Here is a 19,129-nt window from a genome sequence, read left to right as displayed (position 1 = left end):
CCATGGCTATAATGGAATATATCGATGCCATCAGGCTCGCGATGAAGGAAGAAATGGAGCGCGATGATTCCGTGTTCGTGCTTGGTGAGGACGTTGGTCTCAAAGGCGGCGTATTTACCACAACTAAAGGTCTACAGGAACAGTTTGGCGAAGAGCGGGTTATGGATACACCCCTCGCTGAATCAGCGATTGCTGGTGTAGCCATCGGAGCAGCTATGTACGGAATGAAACCAATAGCTGAAATGCAATACTCCGACTTTATGCTTCCGGCGACGAATCAAATTATCAGTGAAGCGGCTAAAATCCGCTATCGTTCAAATAACGATTGGAGTTGCCCGGTTGTCATTCGTGCTCCTATTGGCGGCGGGGTGTTCGGCGGTTTGTATCATTCACAGTGTCCAGAATCGATTTTCTTTGGTACACCTGGATTGAAGATTGTAGCGCCTTACTCCGCTTATGATGCTAAAGGATTGCTGAAGGCAGCCGTACGTGATCCTGATCCGGTTCTTTTCTTTGAGAACAAAAAGTGTTACAAGCTGATCAAGGAAGAAGTGCCGGAAGGGGATTACACCGTTCCAATTGGCGAAGCTAATCTGCTGCGTGAGGGAACGGATATTACGGTGATTGGCTACAGTCTCCCGCTGCATTTTGCTATGCAGGCTGCGGAAGAATTGGAACGCGAGGAAGGAATTACAGCACATATTCTTGATCTGCGTACCTTGCAACCGCTGGATCGTGATGCGATCATAGCTGCTGCCCGTCAGACCGGTAAGGTATTGATTGTGCATGAAGATAATAAAACAGGCGGAATTGGCGGCGAAGTGGCGGCCATTATCGCTGAGCATTGTCTGTTCGAGCTGGATGCACCAATCTTCCGTCTTTGTGGTCCCGATGTTCCGGCGATGCCAATCAGCCCGCCAATGGAGAAGTTTTTCATGCTAAGTAAAGAAAAAGTGAAGGCGGAAATGCTCCGGCTGGCACAATATTAATTTGTTGAGTAGATGCGAAGCTTCCTAAAACTCAGGTGATGCTGACGAAGCTTCGTAAAACTTTAAGAATATGCTTACGAAGCAAGTTTTACTATGTAGTCTTTCTAAGAGTCAATGCTTCGTAAAACTTTTAAGGAGTGAAAAGATGTCTGACAACCAAAAGTTGACTGACGTGATCATGCCGCAGCTGGCGGAATCGCTAGTATCGGCGACGATCGGAAAATGGCTGAAGAAACCGGGCGATCCGGTAGAGCAATACGAACCAATATGTGAGCTTATTACAGATAAAGTAAATGCTGAATTACCTTCAACGATAGATGGAGTTATGGGTGAACTATTGGCGGAAGAAGGCCAGGTTGTCAATGTCGGCGAAGTCATTTGTCGTATAGCCGTGCCTGTGACTGCATCTGCTGCTGCAAACGTGACTAACACTAACACAGTTGCAGCTAATTCCTCTAATAATGCTGCAGGACAAAGTGCGACTTCAACTGCTGGCGATATGATGCGTGCACGCTATTCTCCTGCGGTACAGACTTTGGCTGCTGAACATAACATCGATCTGACTTTAGTTGCTGGTACTGGTATGGGTGGTCGGATTACCCGTAAGGATGTGCTGACTTTCCTCGAAAGCGGCGGAGCTAGATCTGCAGCTTCGATTTCTGCTAGCCAGCCTGCCCCAATGGCGTCACAACCGCCTGCTCCACAGTTCGTTCAAGCCCAAGAGAAGAAGGCAGAAGAGCCACTTCGCCATTCGGGTCTACACTTGAGCGAATCTCCTCGTATTCCAACAATTGAAGTTGAGGGTGGCAGAGGCAGCAGTTCTGAATACCTGATTGATGTAACGCCAATCCGAAATACAATTGCTACAAGAATGCGTCAAAGTGTCTCTGAGATTCCGCATGCTTGGACAATGATTGAGGTAGACGTGACTAATCTGGTCGCACTGCGCAATAAACATAAGGATGAGTTCAAGCGTAAAGAAGGTATCAATCTAACCTATCTGGCTTTCATGATGAAGGCTGTTGTGAGTGCGATTAAGGATTACCCGATTATGAACTCTGTCTGGGCTGTAGACAAAATTATTGTCAAACGTGATATCAATATCTCGTTAGCAGTAGGTACAGAAGATTCGGTTATCACTCCTGTGATTAAGAAGGCTGATCAGAAAAATGTCGCTGGGTTGGCTCGTGAGATTGATGAATTGGCACAAAAAACACGCGAAGGCAAACTGAGCCTGGAAGATTTGCAGGGAGGGACTTTCACTGTAAATAATACAGGCTCGTTTGGCTCCATTCTTTCTTATCCAATCATTAACTATCCACAGGCAGCGATTTTAACATTTGAATCGATTGTAAAAAGACCTGTGGTCATTAACGATATGATAGGTGTGCGATCAATGGCTAATATTTGTCTGTCGCTCGATCATCGGATTCTGGACGGAGTCATTTGTGGTCGTTTCTTGCAACGCGTCAAGGATAATATTGAAGGATATACCCCGGATACGAAACTTTACTAAAATAATAACGAGCCAAACTGTGCAGGCATGAGACTGAAAAAGGGGACCTGACGGTATGAATAATTCGGATATTCGTAAGCTGCAGATTTCATATGACCCTATTATGGAGTATGGGACGGCCTGGGAGCTGCAAAAAGAAAGTGTGCATGCCATTGATTCTGGCGAGCAGCCGGAGAGACTTATTCTTTTGCAGCATCCGCCTACCTATACTATTGGTTCACAAAATCATCCTGAACATCTTCTCTTGGATCATGAGCAGCTCGAAGAAAAAGGAATCGCGCTGTTTGAAATCGATCGCGGAGGAGATATTACATATCACGGACCCGGTCAGCTTGTAGGTTATCCGATCCTTAAGCTCGGAGAAGATGGCAAAGTGGATTTGCATGGGTACTTGCGCAGTCTGGAGGCTGTTATTATTGATTATTTGGCATCCTACGGTATTGCCGGAGATCGTAAACCGGAGTACACCGGAGTATGGGTTGGCGATGAGAAGATCTGTGCTATTGGTGTGAAGTTTAATAAGAGTAAATTTAGAAGAGGTTTTATTACCAGTCATGGTTTTGCTTTTAACATTTCTGAGGGGATTGCGGCGCGCGGGTTTCAAGGGATTATTCCATGCGGGATCACCGATTTTGGGATAACTTCTCTAGAGGAATGTGCAGGTCGTCGATTTGAGCTTCAAGAGGTGGCTAGAGAGCTGGTTCCATATTTCTTAAAACATTTTCCATATGAAGAGCTGATGGATACTTTCTGTGATATGGCAAAGGCTGATTAGGAACAAACGTGCAGGCCAAATAGCGGCAAGGAGTTCCTAGCCGCTATTATTAATGCTTCCTGAGCAATGTTTAACCTGCAAGGAACGGCTCGATAACCATAAAGAGCGTAGAGGCAATCATGGCAAACAACATGACGTAGATGAAGATCTTGAACCATTTATTACGTTGCATGGGTAACTCCTTTAGATTTAGTTTAAGTTATTAACATGAAGATGGTAATGCCGTACAACCATTGTACCGTATTCACGAAAGAGAGGGAAGTCCAGTGATTTCACAAGACCGATTGATTCAGGAGTTTATGGAACTTGTCCAAGTTGATAGCGAAACAAGAAATGAACGGCAGATTGCCGATGTCCTTAAGAGTAAGTTTAACGAACTGGGTTTAGAAGTGCTCGAAGACGATTCCCAGGAAAGAACCGGACATGGAGCAGGTAATCTATTCATTACCTGGCCAGCTGAGAATGGAGGAGCTGCTCCAAAGCTTCTGTTCACATGCCATATGGATACGGTTGTTCCCGGACAAAATATCAAGCCTACACTTGGTTCAGATGGATGGATTACAAGTGATGGCACTACGATTCTTGGAGCTGATGACAAAGCAGGGCTTGCGGCATTGTTCGAAGCCATTCGCGTGATCCAAGAGCAAAAGCTTCCGCATGGTCAGATTCAATTCGTGATTACAGCGGGTGAAGAATCTGGATTGCTGGGCGCACGTTCGATGGATCCAAGCAACTTGGATGCAGACTTCGGCTTTGCGCTTGATTCCAATGGTGAAGTTGGAGCGATTGCGGTGGCAGCACCGACACAGGCTAAAATCACGATGCAAATCTTTGGGAAATCGGCTCATGCTGGCGTGAACCCAGAGGACGGCATCAGCGCAATTCAAGTCGCTAGCAAAGCGATTGCAGCCATGAAGCTGGGTCGTATTGATAACGAAACCACAGCGAATATTGGAAAGTTCGCTGGCGGCGGCCCAACGAATGTAGTGTGCGATCACGTCCAGCTGGATGCAGAAGCACGCAGTATTGTGCAGGAGAAGGTTGGCGATCAAATCGCTTCGATGCGCGAAGCACTCGAGACAACTGTGCGGGAATACGGCGCAGAATGCGAATTCCGCAGTGAAATCATCTACCCTGCTTTTAGCTTTAATGAACATGATCCGGTAGTGCAGCTTGCACAGCGGGCCATTACTTCTATGGGGCTTACTCCACGTCTGTTCCACTCTGGCGGAGGTAGTGACGCTAACGTGTTCAACGGTCTAGATGTTCCGACTGTTAACCTTGCAGTGGGTTATGAACATATCCATACTACCAAGGAACGGATTAAAGCCGAAGATATCGTTAAAGTGGCTGAACTCGTTGTGAATATTGTAAAAGAGAGCGTAAAGGGCTAACCACCTTATAAAACAGCAGAGCAGCGATTCTACCGTAACGGAGGATTGCTGCTCTGTATTTTTTTTATGGGGAGTTTAGTGCAGCTATATTTAGGGTAATCCCAAAAAAAGTCATGCGACCTCTAATGCCGCTTTTGGCGAGTCTCGAAGTAGAAATTTCCGGAATGCCCGGATGCCACCCCTCTCTTGAGGCTAAAGGAACCAGATGACGCTATAAGCCAAATTATCGCCATTTGAGCAGAGTATCGGACACCAGCGCAGCTATTTCTTAAGAAGAGTAGCATATAGTGTGTTTTTCGTGCCGATAGCGTCCCTGGGGTCCGATAGCATAGCAAAAGTGGGGAAAAGGTGTGTTTAAGTGCAACTGAGTCCGATAGCGCGAGTCACACACAGCAAAGAGTCACATTCGATAGTACTGAGACACATCACACAGCACAGAGTCAGCAACGAGTCACATTCGATAGTACTGAGACACATCACACAGCACAGAGACACAACCGACAGCGCCAAGTCCGTCCCCTCTCTTGAGGTGAAAGGACCCATATGACGCTAAAAGCAAATTAATCGCCATTTGAGCAGAGTAACGGACACCAGCGCAGCTATTCCATAATAAGAGTAGCATATAGTGTGTTTTTCGTGCCGATAGCATCACTGGGGTCCGATAGCATAGCAAAAGTGCGGAAAAGGTGTGTTTAAGGTCAACTGAGTCCGAAAGCGCGAGTCACTTCCGATGTCAGCGAGCGATAATGCCAAGTCCGTCCCCTCTCTTGAGGCGAAAGGACCCATATGACGCTAAAAGCAAATTAATCGCCATTTGAGCAGAGTAACGGACACCAGCGCAGCTATTCCATAAGAAGAGTAGCATATAGTGTGTTTTTCGTGCCGATAGCGTCACTGGGGTCCGATAGCATCGTAAAAGTGGGGAAAAGGTGTGTTTAAGGGCAACTGAGTCCGATAGCGCGAGTCACTTCCGATGTCAGAGAGCGATAATGCTAAGTCCGTCCCCTCTCTTGAGGCGAAAGGACCCATATGACGCTAAAAGCAAATTAATCGCCATTTGAGCAGAGTAACGGACACCAGCGCAGCTATTCCATAAGAAGAGTAGCATATAGTGTGTTTTTCGTGCTGATAGCGTCACTGGGGTCCGATAGCATAGCAAAAGTGGGGAAAAGGTGTGTTTAAGGTCAACTGAGTCCGAAAGCGTACAAAGGTAGGCGCAATAGTAACATAATCAAACAACTTGTGCTAGATGCCAGCATCGTGAGCGATCAACAAGTTGTGTCTGACGCCAGCATCGTAAGCCCATTAGTTGCTTAATCAATCAACCTTTGCCCAATACCAGCGGTCTAAGCGCAATTCCCCCTAATCGGGGCGACGCAAAAAGACTGGGGTGCCCCAGTAGCCATTTCATGGCTTTTGAGACACCCCTATAGTTGTGTGATCATGTATGGCTAAGTCCCAAAGGAGAGGATGAATTCATCCTGCCTTGGACGGAAGAATTGCGGATTGATCGTGCAGGGAAAGAATGTATGCCAAGGGCATATCGCGCCCATACTGCTGGATCCATCCAGCCAAGATGGCCTTTATTTCCTCCGGCTTACCTACCATCATCACTGCGGATGAGCTTGTACGGCTGAAGATTTCATTCATCTGAAATTCCTTCTTTCCCTTTAAGTTTGCTATAATACACCGTATGCACAATAGAGAAAAAGGAGACCAGAAACTTTATGGGAGAACAACATTTGAACAGCAAACCCGAGCTTGATGAAGTGACATTGTCTACACAGCCTGTTTTTGATGGGAAGATTATATCTTTGCAGGTGGACACAGTGAGACTGCCTGATGGAAATACTGCGACACGTGAAGTTGTGAAGCATCCCGGCGCCGTAGCGGTGCTTGCTTTAAACAACAACAAAATGCTTGTTGTAGAGCAATACCGTCAGCCTATGCAACGCACTGAGGTAGAAATTCCGGCTGGGAAGCTGGATAAAGGTGAAGATCCATTAGTTGCGGCTGGTCGTGAACTTCAGGAAGAGACTGGATTTCACAGTGGAGATCTGAAATTGCTTAAATCTTTCTATACTTCTCCCGGCTTCGCCGATGAGATTATTCATTTGTATGTGACTACTAACGCTCAACCAGGGGACATGTCACTGGACGAGGATGAATTTCTAGAGGTTTCGGAGCTTACCCTGGAGGAAGCGTATCAATATATGGCTGACGGGCGCATCGCGGATGCAAAAACGATGATGGCAGTGTACGCTTGGCATCTATACACGCTGACAGGCCAATGGAATTAACAACTGAACTGAAGAGTTTCTATTGCGATTTGCATGTTCATATTGGGCGAACGTCGGAAGGTCAGGCTGTCAAAATTAGCGGCAGCCGCGAGCTTACCTTTGCGGGAATTGCCAAAGAAGCTGCAGAGCGCAAAGGACTAGAAATGATCGGTATTATAGATAGTCATTCACCTGGCGTCCTGCGGGATATTCAGCGGTCTTTGGAATCTGGAGAGATGACATTAGCTGAAGGTGGAGGCATTGCTTACCGAGGGACTACGATCATTCTGGGAACAGAGATTGAAATCCGCGAGCCTGGGCGAAAAGAGTGCCATGTGCTCGCTTACATGCCGGACGTGGAACGCATGACTGACTTTAGTGCGTGGATGAGCCGCTATATGCGGAACGTGAATCTAAGTTCCCAACGCCTGTATGCTCCGGCTAGGGAGCTTCAGGATGAGATTTACGGCCGGGGAGGCATTCTTATCCCTGCACATATTTTCACGCCTCACAAGGGCTTGTACGGCTGTGCTGCCGAGCGTATGGCGGACATCTTTGATCTGGACCGCATAGCTGCGGTTGAACTTGGGCTGAGTGCAGATTCCGAAATGGCTGGATATCTCTCTGAGCTGGATAATTTCACGTTTCTAACCAACTCAGATGCGCATTCACTGGGTAAGTTAGGGCGTGAGTATAATGTGATGGAGCTGGCACAGCCTTCGTTCGCTGAACTGCGGCTTGCACTGGAACGTAAAGATGGGCGGAAGGTAAGTGCTAATTTCGGACTTAATCCGCGGCTTGGCAAATACCACCGGAGCTATTGCGGGGGCTGTGGCAGTATTATTGATGAGGCTTATGTCAACTCGGATCGTTGCCAATATTGCGGCAGTCTTAAGCTGGTTAGAGGTGTCTTCGACCGGATCCTAGATATTGCGGACCGCAAGACGCCGTTAGTGCCTGCTGACCGTCCACCCTATCATTATCAGGTTCCGCTTGAATTTATCCCGGGGTTAGGGAAGGCGAAGATGAACGCGTTACTGCAAGCGTTTGGAACTGAGATGAACATTTTACATGGTTGTGGTGAAGCGGAAATTGCCAGCGTTGTAGGTGCGGATCTGGCGTCGATGATCGTCCAGGCCCGCTCTGGAATTTTGGAGCTATCAGCAGGCGGTGGCGGGACGTACGGTAAAGTGGTTCAGCCCAGAAAGTAGAGTCATTACCTGAAGGACAAGTCATATCGCGGGACGTTTTCTCATATGGTGTAACATGTAACCGGAAAGGGGAACGTCCCAAATGCGTAATTTACGGCTGATGATGAAGGAACAGACGCCTCTGTATATTTTTGTCGGCGTATTATTTCTGGTAGGTGTTGTATTTGGAGCTCTTATCGTTAGTGCGCTTACGATGGATCAGCAGCAGGAGCTGGGGGATTATCTGGGGAATTTCTTTGTTACGGTTGATCAGCAAGGTCTGCCCGCCGCACCTGATTCGTACTGGAGTATAGCGGCCTTGAATCTGAAATGGATCGGACTGATCTGGATTCTTGGGTTGTCGGTCATTGGGCTGCCGGGAATTTTGATTCTTGATTTTTTAAAAGGGGTACTGATTGGTTTTACGGTTGGCTGTCTGGTCAGTCAATATTCTTGGCATGGGATGTTGTTCGCGTTAGTCTCTGTGGCTCCACATAATCTGGTGCTGATCCCTGTGTTGCTGGTTAGCAGTGCAGCTGCGATAGCTTTTTCCTTGCAGATGATCCGCAGCCGGGTGATGGGACAGCGCCGGACGCCAGTGACTCGTCCTTTTACCATGTACACTATATTGTCATTTGTGATGGCGCTTTTGATCCTGGGTATTTCATGTTTTGAGACCTGGGTTACACCAACCATGATGCGTTGGGTCACGCCTTCACTTGTACAAGCGGTGACGACCTTGACTGTGCAGTAAAAGCGTTTGACTTCTGAAAGCGACACCCCCTATAATGGAAGAAGTGGTTTGAAGACCGGTGCGGTAATTATCCAAGGGGGAGGGAGACAGGTGGAAGCACGGATAGACAAGATTAAGCAACAGTTACAATCCCAAGGATACAAGCTTACACCCCAACGGGAAGCGACCTTAAGAGTGCTGCTGGAGAATGAGGAAGATCATCTTAGCGCGGAAGACGTATTTATGCTCGTGAAGGAGAAAGCTCCCGAGATCGGTCTTGCGACTGTGTATCGTACCCTCGAACTTCTCAGTGAGCTTCATGTCGTAGAAAAGATCAATTTCGGCGACGGTGTAGCCCGGTATGATTTGCGAACAGATACTGCGAAGCATCATCATCATCACTTAATTTGTGTGCAATGCGGCAGTATGGATGAGATTCGCGAGGATTGGCTCGGTCCGCTGGAAGAGCGACTGGAGAAAGAGTTTAATTTCACAGTGCTTGATCATAGACTTGATTTCCATGGAATTTGCTACCGCTGTACTGATAAGAACAATACAGACGGAAATCCATCCTAAAGTTATCTTATATTAAGAATTAACTTCACAAGTCCTCCCCGGTTCCTATACCGGAGGGGGCTTTTTAAATGATTAGTCTATTAGAGCCATACATATCAGCCTTTTTTGGAGCATAAAATGAAGGACGAGCAGAATTCATTTATATGTAATAGGAGGCGTCCTTATGATTGTTTCTGTGCCCAAAACAGTGCGTAAGCTGTATTTTATGATCATGTTTGTGGCTCTAAGCTATTTACTCTACTATGCTATGAGCTGGCTAGGGGAATGGCTCAGTCCGATAGAGAACTATGGAATTCCTGAAGGTACCGCTGTTCGGGCATTTGATCACGCCGAGGTTGGTGATGATGGTCTGGATGCGCGGCAGCGCTTGCGTTTCTATTACTGGTTCGGAGAATGAAAGCTCCGCAGGAAGCAGGAACAAGCGAGAAGAATGTCGAAGAAAGCTAGGGTGGATTTATGCAGAGTAAGCGTTGTGTACACATCTGCTAAAGCCTCATGCTGAATGTGCTGCAGGAAGACACTAAGAGTAGCTGCGCCAGGACAGGAGCGTGAAATAATGAAGTCACACTTGCAGCCTTTTTTACATTATTTGTCCGGAGATAAAGGCTTGTCCCCGAATACACTGGAATCTTACGGTAGGGATGTATCGCAGTTTCTAGAGTTTGCTGAAGAGCGGGGGGTTAAACAGCCTGAAGAAATCAGAAGATCTCATGTGATGTTATATCTTGGCTCCTTACGCGGAGCGGGAAGAGCCACTGCAACGCTCAACAGAAACGCGGTGTCCCTGCGGGCCTTTTTTCATTATTTGCTGAAGGAACGTTTAATTGAGCAGGATCCAACACTGGACATGGAAACCATGAAGCCCGATAAGAAGCCACCTATGGTGCTTGCGGTTTCGGAGGTTGAGCGGCTGCTAGCTGCTCCAGATGTGAGTACAGCACAAGGGATGCGCGATAAGGCTATGCTGGAATTGCTCTACGCAACGGGGATAAAGGTTTCTGAATTAATTTCTCTTAACGTAGACGATGTGCATACAGACATGAAGTTTGCGCGCTGTACAGGGACTTCGGGCAAGGAACGAGTGGTTCCCATTGGAACCATTGCTGCAGAGAGTGTAGCAGCTTACATTTCTCTTATTCGGGACAAGCTGCTTCGTGATCATCAGGAGGAGCCGGCCATGTTTCTGAATAGCCTAGGTGGGCGTTTAACCCGCCAGGGGTTCTGGAAAATCATAAAAAAATACGCTCGGGAAGCAAACATTGAGCAGGATATTACACCGCATACGCTTAGGCATTCCTTTGCCGCCCATTTACTGGAAGGTGGAGCGGATTTGCGTTCCGTACAACAAATGCTGGGTCATGCTGATATTTCGACGACTCAGATTTATAACGGTATCGCGCGTAAGAATATGAAGGAAGTATATGAGAGCCATCATCCCAGAGCTCGCTGATCATGCTTCAAAGATGCTTTTTGTGAGTAAGATAGTTATGATGGAATCATACTTATAGGATAGACTGGGGAATGGGTAATTTTCCACAGGTTATCCTTTGGCAGAAACGGATACCTGACAGGCGATACATTGTATCGCTAGCTACGGAAGCGTCTGACTTCCGGGAGAAGGTACAGCCGTTTCTTCTTGTTGGTGCAAACGAATGAACGAACGATCTATATTAAAAAAGGAGTGAAGACAATATGTCCTCATTTAAACGAATTGGTTTTATTGTTTTGGATAGTGTAGGTATCGGAGAAGCTCCAGATGCTGCGAATTTTGGTGATGCAGGGTCGCATACGCTTGGCCATATTTTGAACCGTGTTCCCGGATTAAAACTGCCTAACCTTCAGCAGTTAGGATTAGCTAATATTGCTCCGCTGCCGCCACTTGAACCTGTAGCTTCACCAACTGGATATTATGGCAAGATGCAGGAAGTATCTGTAGGTAAGGATACGATGACCGGGCACTGGGAGCTGATGGGGCTGAAAATTGAGGTTCCATTCAATACGTATCCGGATGGATTTCCGGCAGAATTGATTGAGAAATTCGAAGCAGCAACTGGCCGGAAAGTGATCGGTAATAAACCGGCTTCCGGTACGGAAATTTTAGTTGAATATGGCGAAGAGCAGATGAAGACCGGAGCTTGGATTGTGTACACCTCTGCGGACAGTGTATTCCAGCTTGCGGCACATGAAGATATCATTCCACTGGAAGAGCTATACAGCGCGTGTAAAATCGCCCGTGAGCTAACTATGGCTCCTGAATTCTCCGTAGGGCGCGTTATTGCTCGTCCATATGTTGGCGAACCAGGAAAGTTCGTACGGACCTCGAATCGCCATGATTATGCCGTGAAACCACCGGAACCAACGGTAATGAATTCGCTGGCTGATATCGGAAAAGATGTTATCGCGGTAGGAAAGATCAACGATATTTTCACAGGTGAAGGGGTTACAGCTTCTTACCCTACGAAGAGCAATGAACATGGTATCGAAGTTACCATTGAGCAGCTTCGCCAACCGTTCAACGGGTTGCTGTTCACGAATCTGGTGGATTTTGACTCTTTATATGGACACCGCCGCGATCCGGAAGGATACGGTCATGCACTGGAAGTATTCGATCAGGCGCTGCCTGAAATTCTATCCACGCTTGGTGAAGATGACCTGTTGATTATTTCAGCAGATCATGGGAATGATCCAATCCATAGTGGAACAGATCATACTCGTGAATATGTGCCGCTGCTTATTTACAGCCCACGCCTTAAGCATCCAGATAGCTTGGGTATTCGTGAGACCTTCTCGGATGTTGCTGCAACCATTGCTGATAATTTCGGTGCGAAGGCGCCGCAGTATGGGACAAGCTTTTTAGCGAAACTGCAATAAAAGAATGTGGGTTGCGCCACAACATTCATTAAGGAGGATCATCCATAGCATGTTAACTCAAAAAGAAATTCAAGAAGCAGCCATTTATATAAAAGACAAATGTCCGGTGGCTCCGGAAATTGGATTGATCCTTGGTTCAGGACTCGGTGTGCTTGCAGATCTGATCACCGATGGAATCAGCATTCCATATGATGAGATTCCTCACTTCCCTGTGTCCACTGTAGAAGGGCATGAGGGAGAACTGCTGATCGGTATGATTGAAGGACGCCGTGTCGTGATGATGAAGGGCCGCTTTCATATGTATGAGGGTTATGGACCGGAGGTTACGGCATTCCCTGTTCGGGTTATGAAAGAACTTGGTATAGCCAGCCTATTAGTAACTAATGCTGCTGGTGGAGTGAACACAGATTTCACGCCGGGCGATCTTATGCTCCTTACGGATCATCTGAATATGACGGGACGGAACCCGTTAATAGGACCTAATGATCCTGCACTGGGCGTGCGCTTCCCGGATATGTCAACCGCTTATAGCCGCCGCCTGATCAAGGTAGCGAAGGAAACGGCAGCGCAGCAGAATTTCGAATTCAAAGAAGGCGTATATGCAGGTCTGCTGGGACCTTGCTACGAAACACCTGCTGAAATCGTAATGCTTCGTCATCTAGGGGCTGACGCTGTGGGCATGTCTACTGTGTCGGAAACCATTGTTGCCCGGCATGCAGGTATCGAGGTATTGGGTATCTCCTGTATTACTAACATGGCTGCGGGAATTCTGGATCAACCGCTCAACCATGAAGAGGTTATGGAAACTGCAGATCGTGTGCGTGAGCGTTTCCTGAAGCTGGTGTTGGGCTTTATTCCGAAAATGTAATTTCGGGTACTGCATTATGAATTTTTGGGAGGTCCAATCTATGACACAAGTGAATGAGCTTGAGCCATTGACGTTTGAACAGATAATGAAGGTAACTAATTTGACTAGACCAAAATTTATCGGACTTGCTCGCGCAATTGTCCGTGAAGTGCAGGTGTAATATGAGAGCTGTCGATATTATTCAGAAAAAAAGAGATGGTGGAGAGCTGAGTCGTGAGGAAATTTCCTTTTTAATACAGGGCTACAGTAAAGGTGAAGTGCCTGATTATCAGCTCTCTGCATGGGCAATGGCTGTTTATTTTCAAGGCATGAACGCGCGGGAGACCGGCGATTTAACGATGGAAATGGCGATGTCCGGCGATCAAGTAGATCTTAGTCCAATCGCAGGTATTAAAGTCGATAAACACTCCACAGGCGGAGTGGGCGATAAAACAACTGTAGTACTGGCACCCTTGGTAGCTTCTGCTGGAGTACCGGTAGCGAAGATGTCCGGCCGTGGACTTGGGCACACTGGAGGCACGCTCGATAAGCTGGAGTCCATCAGTGGTTTCTCTATCGAGATGGCTCGTGAGCGTTTCTTTGACCAAGTAGGGGAGATCGGGGCTGCCGTGATCGGCCAGTCGGGTAACATTACACCCGCAGACAAAAAGCTGTACGCCCTTCGGGATGTAACTGCAACAGTTGAATCCATCCCCCTTATTGCAAGCTCTGTGATGAGCAAGAAGATTGCAGCAGGTGCGGATGCGATCGTGTTGGATGTCAAAACAGGCAGCGGTGCTTTTATGAAGACGCTGGATGATTCTATAGCACTCGCTCAGGCGATGGTTGACATTGGAACGCATCTGGGTCGCAATACCGTTGCGATTATCAGTGATATGGACCAGCCGCTTGGTTACGGGATCGGAAATGCGTTGGAAATTAAGGAAGGAATCGAGACCTTGAAGGGTCACGGTCCGAAGGATCTGCAGGAGGTCTGTCTTATTCTGGGTAGCCAGATGCTTGTTCTTGGCGGCAAAGCCAAGGATGAAGCGGAGGCACGTTCGATTCTTATGACGCATATTGAAGATGGCAGTGCGCTAGAGAAGTTCAAACAAATCGTGAAGGCACAAGGTGGAGATGTATCGCAAATTGATTCTCCGGAGAAGCTCCCTACGGCTAAGCGATTCATTGAAGTGAAAGCAAAAACCAAAGGGTTCATAGAAGGGATTCAGGCCGAGGAAATTGGCGTTGCGGCTATGCTGCTTGGAGCTGGACGTGAAACTAAGGAATCCGTAATCGATCTGGCTGTGGGAATTCAACTTTCTAAAAAGGTTGGAGATGCTGTAGAGATCGGTGAGACGCTTGCAGTCTTGCATATCAATGATGCCAGTGAGAAGAAAGTAGAGGAAGCTGAAGGTAAGGTGTTAGAAGCCTACCGTATCACTTCTGAACCTGTTCCTGCCCAACCTCTGGTATTTGCGCTTGTTACTAAAGATGGAGTAACACGGTACTAGCCTAGGCAATATAAATATTGTCATGGCTATGGCCTTAAACAAACAACAAAGCAGCGATCCTCCCATAACGGGAAGGTCGCTGCTTTGCGTTTTGCTCAATGGTGCAATATTTATAACTGATTATTAATCTTATTGAATATCTGCGAAGCCCCGCTGCTTGTATTACATAATACGACCACAGTCTCGCCACTAGCTGGATAGATAGCCGACCGGAAGGAAACACCGGGATCATAGCCCATAATGTGAAATTTGAACACTTTTTCTTCGCGGAGGGTAATCCATACACCATAACCATAATAGCCTTCGCCATCCACATGTACATGGGGAGTAAGCAATAATGAAGTGAGTACTGGACTCAATAATGTATGGTTCATTAACCCGCTCCAGAATAGCTGCATGTCGGGGGCAGTGACGAAAGCTCCACCGTCAGCGCCTCCTTTTACCGGGATTGAGTAGATGTTGGTTCTCCAGTTTCCGTTCTCTTCCTCTATGTATCCTAGTGCACAGTTGGCAGGTAAGGCATCTAACGTAAAGTAACCGGATTGCTCCATTCCGCAAGGCTTAAAGATGTGATGCTCTACATAATCGGAAAAAGTCATTCCACTCAATTCCTCCACCAGAAGGCCTAGCACGATATAGCCGGCATTGTTGTAGTGGAAACGTTCGCCAGGAGTCCACATCATGGGAAGGGTTCGGAACATCGGCACAAAATTCTCAAGCTGTCGCAAGGTGTACATAGGCCGTGCCTTCCACAGGTCCTCGAAATCATCCATAATTGGTTCATCAAAATAATCCGGAATACCAGAGCTATGCGTTAGCAGCTGATGAATGGTGATGTTGGGACTAAAGAGAGGAAAATCTACTTTTTTAAGATAATCTATTAGTCTACTTTCAAAAGAAATCAATCCCTGATCGACCAGCTGGCAGACAGCGATCGCGGTAAATATTTTACACCCGGAAGCAATGCCGAACCGAGTATGAATATTGTTTTCGCGCTTATCCGACTTATTGGCATAACCGTAACAACTGCTGATGACTTCTTTATCAGGTTGTTGTACCAGCACTACACCAGAGAAATTGTTCTGTTTAGCTTCTGCTTCAATACAATCTGCAAGGTGGTTCATCTGTATATTCACTCCTCTATAAGCAGTTAAGTTCTTAAATACCATTCGTTAAAATATTCCAATTTCCTTCAAAGGGAGGTTAAATGAGTACGGAAAAATTGGAAATACTTAAAAATTGAATTAACTTTTGATCTCCCCTATAATAAAAATGCTCTGCAACTGCTGCTGGGCTTTTTTTTATTGACAACATCATTACTTCTTGCGATAAATTATTATAGTTATTTACTTGGAAATGGAATAATTTCCACCCTTTCTGACGAAACTGGAACACAGTACCTGTGATATGAAGGTTAACGTTCAGGAGGGGAACCATTGTGAGAAAAATGCGTTTTGCTGTGCTTGTGCTCTGTATCGTTGTGTCGGTTCTAGGACCGATGTCAGGTGCTTATGCTGAGGAAAAAAGCAAGGATTCTGGCAGTAATGCTGCCGCTGTAGATCTTGCGCCTGGTGCGCGTTCTGCGATTTTGATGGATGCAGGCACTGGCACTATTATTTATGAAAAGAACAGCCATGATAAGCTGCCTCCCGCAAGTATTACGAAGATTATGACGATGCTGCTTACGGTGGAAGCACTGGATGAAGGAAGACTGCAACTGACGGATAAGGTGCGCACGAGTGAATATGCCGCATCGATGGGCGGATCGCAAATTTTCCTGGAGCCTGGTGAAGAAATGTCGGTGGATGAGATGCTCAAAGGCATCGCTATGGCCTCCGGTAATGATGCATCTGTGGCAATGGCAGAGAAAATAGCGGGTTCGGAGAGCGCTTTTGTCGATCTGATGAATAAAAGAGCGGAAGAGCTGGGTCTGAAAGATACCCACTTTGCCAATTGCAACGGTCTTCCAGCTGCTAATCACTATTCCTCAGCCTACGATATTGCGGTAATTAGCCGGGAGCTTTTAAAGCATGATAGAATTATCAAATATACCGGTTCCTATCAGGATTATCTGCGTAAGGATTCCACCAAACCATTCTGGTTGGTAAACACGAACAAGCTTGTACGTTTCTATACAGGCGCTGATGGACTGAAAACAGGATATACCGCTGAAGCAAAATTCTGCTTATCCGCTACGGCTGCAAGAGACGGTCTGCGTGCTGTTGCTGTTGTGCTGGGTGAGCCGAACACGAAGACACGTAACAGTGAAGTGTCGGGCATGTTTGACTATCTCTTTTCGCAATATAAGATCCACACTATTCACAAAGAAGGGGACGCTATCGGTACCCTTAAGATTGAGAAGGGTGTGAAGTCCGAGCTGCCGATTAAGGCGAAAGAGACGTATAGTGTTCTTTTGAAAAAAGGTGTGACCCAAGAAGGCATTCGTCACGAACTAGTACTTCCAGAAAGCGTGAAGGCACCAGTGGCTGAAGGCCAGTCCATAGGCAAGCTGGTTGTCTACCAAGGAACCCAAGTGATTAAAGAGTATGAACTTAAAGCAGGGGAAGCTGTGGCAAAAGCAGGCTGGTGGAAGCTCTTTAAACGTACAACAGGCTCGATGTTCGGCATGGATTAAAAAGAGCTTTTTTGTAGATTGCGCCCATGTGCTTTGTAGATTCATAGGGGTTTTCTTCTAGTTTTGTCGTGAGGCAGGATTCCTGATTTGCCACGTAGAAACCTTGTCCTTGAAGAGAATAGGTACTGTCTCTTAAGGCCAAGTTTTCAAAGCAACGAAGAGGAGAGTGGCAAGCATGAATTCTAATGTGGAAATGGAGCATCACAGGGGTGTGCTGATTGTCCGTTTATCTGGGGAACTCGATCATCATGCCGCCGATTTTGTAAGAATGGATATGGATGAAGCGATTATGCGGGGTCAGGTATCGCATTTGATCCTTAGTCTTAAGCATCTGCAGTTTATGGACAGTTCGGGTCTCGGCGTAATTCTGGGAAGGTATAAACTGATCCATAGTAAAGGCGGCAAAATGGTGGTGTGTGATGCAACGGCACCTGTGAAGCGACTTCTGGAAATGTCAGGCCTGTTCAAGATCATGCCCCTATATGACGACGAGAGCACTGCACTCTCGGATTTGGAGGTTGCGTTATGACAAATGGTAAGGCTGGTAACTTCATGAACGTGCAGTTCGCTGCACTCTCGGAGAACGAATCATTCGCGCGTGTAGTTGTAGCGGCGTTCGTTTCTAGGCTTGATCCTACAATGGACGAACTGAATGATCTGAAGACAGTCGTGTCGGAGGCGGTCACCAATTGTATTATTCATGGGTATGATAGTGATCCGGAAGGTATTGTGACTATTTCAGCTTCGCTGGACAACGAAACGGTACATTTAACCATTGAGGATCAGGGACGGGGCATTGAGGATTTGGAGCTGGCACAACAGCCGCTATATACCTCAAAGCCAGAGCTGGAGCGGTCGGGCATGGGCTTTACCATTATGGAGAATTTCATGGATGAATTTGAAGTCACTAGTGAACCGGGACACGGCACTTCGATCTCAATGAAGAAAACCATCGTTTCGAAAAAAGCTTTATACAATTAGGGGTTGGAGCCATGGATGCAGAGTCAAAAAAAGCTCCGCCGACCTATTTGGACGATGCGGAGGTCAAACGTCTTATCGCGCTCAGTCAGGCCGGAGATAATCTTGCCCGAGACACACTAGTTAGCTGCAATATCCGGTTGGTCTGGTCGGTAGTGCAGCGGTTTATGAACCGCGGGTATGAACCTGACGATTTGTTCCAGATCGGTTGCATCGGGCTCTTGAAGTCCGTTGATAAGTTCGATCTCAGCTATGAGGTCAAATTCTCCACTTATGCCGTGCCGATGATCATCGGCGAGATTCAGCGTTTCCTTCGCGACGATGGAACCTTGAAAGTTAGCCGTTCTCTTAAGGAGATGGCTAATAAGGTCCGCAAGATGAAGGATGAAATGTCTAAGACGCTGGACCGTCTGCCTACCATCGGTGAAGTTGCTGAGGCACTGGGAGTTACCCCTGAAGAAGTGGTATTTGCTCAGGAAGCTAACAAGCCACCGACCTCGATTCATGAGACTGTGTTCGAGAATGATGGCGACCCGATCACACTGATTGATCAAATCGCTGACGAATCACAGGAACGCTGGTTTGATAAGCTGGCACTGAATGAGGCTATCGGAGGTCTCAGCGAGCGTGAACGGCTGATTGTTTATCTTCGGTATTACCGTGACCAAACGCAGTCAGAGGTTGCCAGTCGCCTTGGGATTTCTCAAGTGCAGGTATCCCGGCTGGAGAAGAAAATATTGCAGAATATCCGCGAGCAGATTGCTCAGTAGATAATGGCTAAAATGTAAAGACGCTTGCGAAATAGCGAATAGGAAGAAAAAGCCGCCCCGAA

At 47.0% G+C, this 19,129-nt stretch carries 20 protein-coding genes; 17 read left to right on the top strand and 3 right to left on the bottom strand.

The genetic code is table 11. The annotated features are described in order from the left end of the window. The first annotated feature begins 2 nt into the window (after nucleotides 1-2). The 3 genes from NYE58_RS25550 to lipB all read left to right on the top strand — a co-directional run bounded on the left by NYE58_RS25550 (nucleotide 3) and on the right by lipB (nucleotide 3,280). Nucleotides 3-989 (top strand): alpha-ketoacid dehydrogenase subunit beta, encoded by a 987-nt coding sequence (locus NYE58_RS25550; RefSeq protein WP_036676034.1) that lies wholly within the window; start codon nucleotides 3-5, stop codon nucleotides 987-989. A gap of 145 nt (nucleotides 990-1,134) precedes the next feature. Beyond that, nucleotides 1,135-2,505 carry a dihydrolipoamide acetyltransferase family protein gene (locus tag NYE58_RS25545; protein ID WP_076184130.1) on the top strand — a complete coding sequence of 457 codons (1,371 nt, stop codon included), beginning with the start codon at nucleotides 1,135-1,137 and terminating at the stop codon, nucleotides 2,503-2,505. A gap of 55 nt (nucleotides 2,506-2,560) precedes the next feature. After that, complete coding sequence (gene lipB / locus NYE58_RS25540) at nucleotides 2,561-3,280, top strand: lipoyl(octanoyl) transferase LipB (protein WP_076193185.1); 720 nt, start codon at nucleotides 2,561-2,563, stop codon at nucleotides 3,278-3,280. A 70-nt stretch (nucleotides 3,281-3,350) separates the two neighbouring features. Here the strand turns inward: lipB and prli42 are convergent, their stop codons facing one another. Continuing rightward, nucleotides 3,351-3,452 carry a stressosome-associated protein Prli42 gene (gene prli42 / locus NYE58_RS25535; RefSeq protein ID WP_094872112.1) on the bottom strand — a complete coding sequence of 34 codons (102 nt, stop codon included), beginning with the start codon at nucleotides 3,450-3,452 and terminating at the stop codon, nucleotides 3,351-3,353. 94 nt (nucleotides 3,453-3,546) lie between these two features. On the opposite strand from prli42, the gene NYE58_RS25530 reads away from it, so the two are divergent. After that, nucleotides 3,547-4,674, top strand: a complete 1,128-nt coding sequence (locus NYE58_RS25530; RefSeq protein WP_076129490.1) for a tripeptidase T — start codon at nucleotides 3,547-3,549, stop codon at nucleotides 4,672-4,674. A gap of 1,476 nt (nucleotides 4,675-6,150) precedes the next feature. Here the strand turns inward: NYE58_RS25530 and NYE58_RS25525 are convergent. Next, a complete protein-coding gene (locus tag NYE58_RS25525) occupies nucleotides 6,151-6,324 on the bottom strand; it encodes a hypothetical protein (protein WP_162636775.1) in 174 nt (57 codons plus the stop codon). A gap of 77 nt (nucleotides 6,325-6,401) precedes the next feature. Between NYE58_RS25525 and NYE58_RS25520 the strand changes: the two genes are divergently transcribed. From NYE58_RS25520 to NYE58_RS25480, 9 genes are all read left to right on the top strand, one after another. Continuing rightward, on the top strand, nucleotides 6,402-6,974 hold the full coding sequence (locus NYE58_RS25520; protein WP_076276680.1) for an NUDIX hydrolase: 573 nt from the start codon (nucleotides 6,402-6,404) through the stop codon (nucleotides 6,972-6,974). Then, nucleotides 6,965-8,164 carry an endonuclease Q family protein gene (locus tag NYE58_RS25515; RefSeq protein WP_312150532.1) on the top strand — a complete coding sequence of 400 codons (1,200 nt, stop codon included), beginning with the start codon at nucleotides 6,965-6,967 and terminating at the stop codon, nucleotides 8,162-8,164. Before NYE58_RS25520 ends, NYE58_RS25515 begins: the two co-directional genes overlap by 10 nt. Before the next feature lie 82 nt (nucleotides 8,165-8,246). Next, nucleotides 8,247-8,897: a stage II sporulation protein M gene (gene spoIIM / locus NYE58_RS25510; RefSeq protein ID WP_036676050.1), complete on the top strand. Its 651-nt coding sequence runs from the start codon at nucleotides 8,247-8,249 to the stop codon at nucleotides 8,895-8,897. Between the two features lie 90 nt (nucleotides 8,898-8,987). Beyond that, complete coding sequence (gene fur, locus NYE58_RS25505) at nucleotides 8,988-9,452, top strand: ferric iron uptake transcriptional regulator (protein WP_036676051.1); 465 nt, start codon at nucleotides 8,988-8,990, stop codon at nucleotides 9,450-9,452. 163 nt (nucleotides 9,453-9,615) lie between these two features. After that, the gene (locus NYE58_RS25500; protein ID WP_036676052.1) at nucleotides 9,616-9,849 is read left to right on the top strand and encodes a DUF4227 family protein; all 234 of its coding nucleotides are present in this window, start codon (nucleotides 9,616-9,618) and stop codon (nucleotides 9,847-9,849) included. A gap of 159 nt (nucleotides 9,850-10,008) precedes the next feature. Beyond that, nucleotides 10,009-10,902, top strand: coding sequence for a site-specific tyrosine recombinase XerD (xerD, locus tag NYE58_RS25495; protein WP_341003320.1), 894 nt, complete (start codon nucleotides 10,009-10,011; stop codon nucleotides 10,900-10,902). A 242-nt stretch (nucleotides 10,903-11,144) separates the two neighbouring features. Continuing rightward, the gene (gene deoB / locus NYE58_RS25490; protein WP_076129494.1) at nucleotides 11,145-12,323 is read left to right on the top strand and encodes a phosphopentomutase; all 1,179 of its coding nucleotides are present in this window, start codon (nucleotides 11,145-11,147) and stop codon (nucleotides 12,321-12,323) included. Between the two features lie 49 nt (nucleotides 12,324-12,372). Next, the gene (locus NYE58_RS25485; protein WP_036676055.1) at nucleotides 12,373-13,191 is read left to right on the top strand and encodes a purine-nucleoside phosphorylase; all 819 of its coding nucleotides are present in this window, start codon (nucleotides 12,373-12,375) and stop codon (nucleotides 13,189-13,191) included. A 161-nt stretch (nucleotides 13,192-13,352) separates the two neighbouring features. Then, nucleotides 13,353-14,684 carry a pyrimidine-nucleoside phosphorylase gene (locus NYE58_RS25480; protein ID WP_036676056.1) on the top strand — a complete coding sequence of 444 codons (1,332 nt, stop codon included), beginning with the start codon at nucleotides 13,353-13,355 and terminating at the stop codon, nucleotides 14,682-14,684. A gap of 110 nt (nucleotides 14,685-14,794) precedes the next feature. Here the strand turns inward: NYE58_RS25480 and NYE58_RS25475 are convergent, their stop codons facing one another. After that, nucleotides 14,795-15,808 carry a serine hydrolase domain-containing protein gene (locus NYE58_RS25475; RefSeq protein ID WP_341004299.1) on the bottom strand — a complete coding sequence of 338 codons (1,014 nt, stop codon included), beginning with the start codon at nucleotides 15,806-15,808 and terminating at the stop codon, nucleotides 14,795-14,797. Between the two features lie 374 nt (nucleotides 15,809-16,182). Between NYE58_RS25475 and NYE58_RS25470 the strand changes: the two genes are divergently transcribed. The 4 genes from NYE58_RS25470 to sigF all read left to right on the top strand — a co-directional run bounded on the left by NYE58_RS25470 (nucleotide 16,183) and on the right by sigF (nucleotide 19,067). Beyond that, nucleotides 16,183-17,319 carry a D-alanyl-D-alanine carboxypeptidase family protein gene (locus NYE58_RS25470; protein WP_256718985.1) on the top strand — a complete coding sequence of 379 codons (1,137 nt, stop codon included), beginning with the start codon at nucleotides 16,183-16,185 and terminating at the stop codon, nucleotides 17,317-17,319. A 175-nt stretch (nucleotides 17,320-17,494) separates the two neighbouring features. After that, nucleotides 17,495-17,848 (top strand): anti-sigma F factor antagonist, encoded by a 354-nt coding sequence (gene spoIIAA / locus NYE58_RS25465; protein ID WP_036676057.1) that lies wholly within the window; start codon nucleotides 17,495-17,497, stop codon nucleotides 17,846-17,848. After that, on the top strand, nucleotides 17,845-18,300 hold the full coding sequence (gene spoIIAB / locus NYE58_RS25460; protein ID WP_036676058.1) for an anti-sigma F factor: 456 nt from the start codon (nucleotides 17,845-17,847) through the stop codon (nucleotides 18,298-18,300). The genes spoIIAA and spoIIAB overlap by 4 nt, the downstream gene beginning before the upstream one ends. A gap of 11 nt (nucleotides 18,301-18,311) precedes the next feature. Beyond that, entirely contained in the window at nucleotides 18,312-19,067 is a 756-nt protein-coding gene (sigF, locus tag NYE58_RS25455; RefSeq protein ID WP_036676059.1) for an RNA polymerase sporulation sigma factor SigF, read from the top strand. Nucleotides 19,068-19,129 lie beyond the last annotated feature (62 nt).

It is taken from the genome of Paenibacillus sp. FSL L8-0708 (genome assembly GCF_038009325.1).
GTDB lineage: Bacteria > Bacillota > Bacilli > Paenibacillales > Paenibacillaceae > Paenibacillus_AQ > Paenibacillus_AQ odorifer.
The sequence above is the reverse complement of the archived record's forward strand: the minus strand, read 5'-3'. Positions and strand labels throughout refer to the sequence as shown.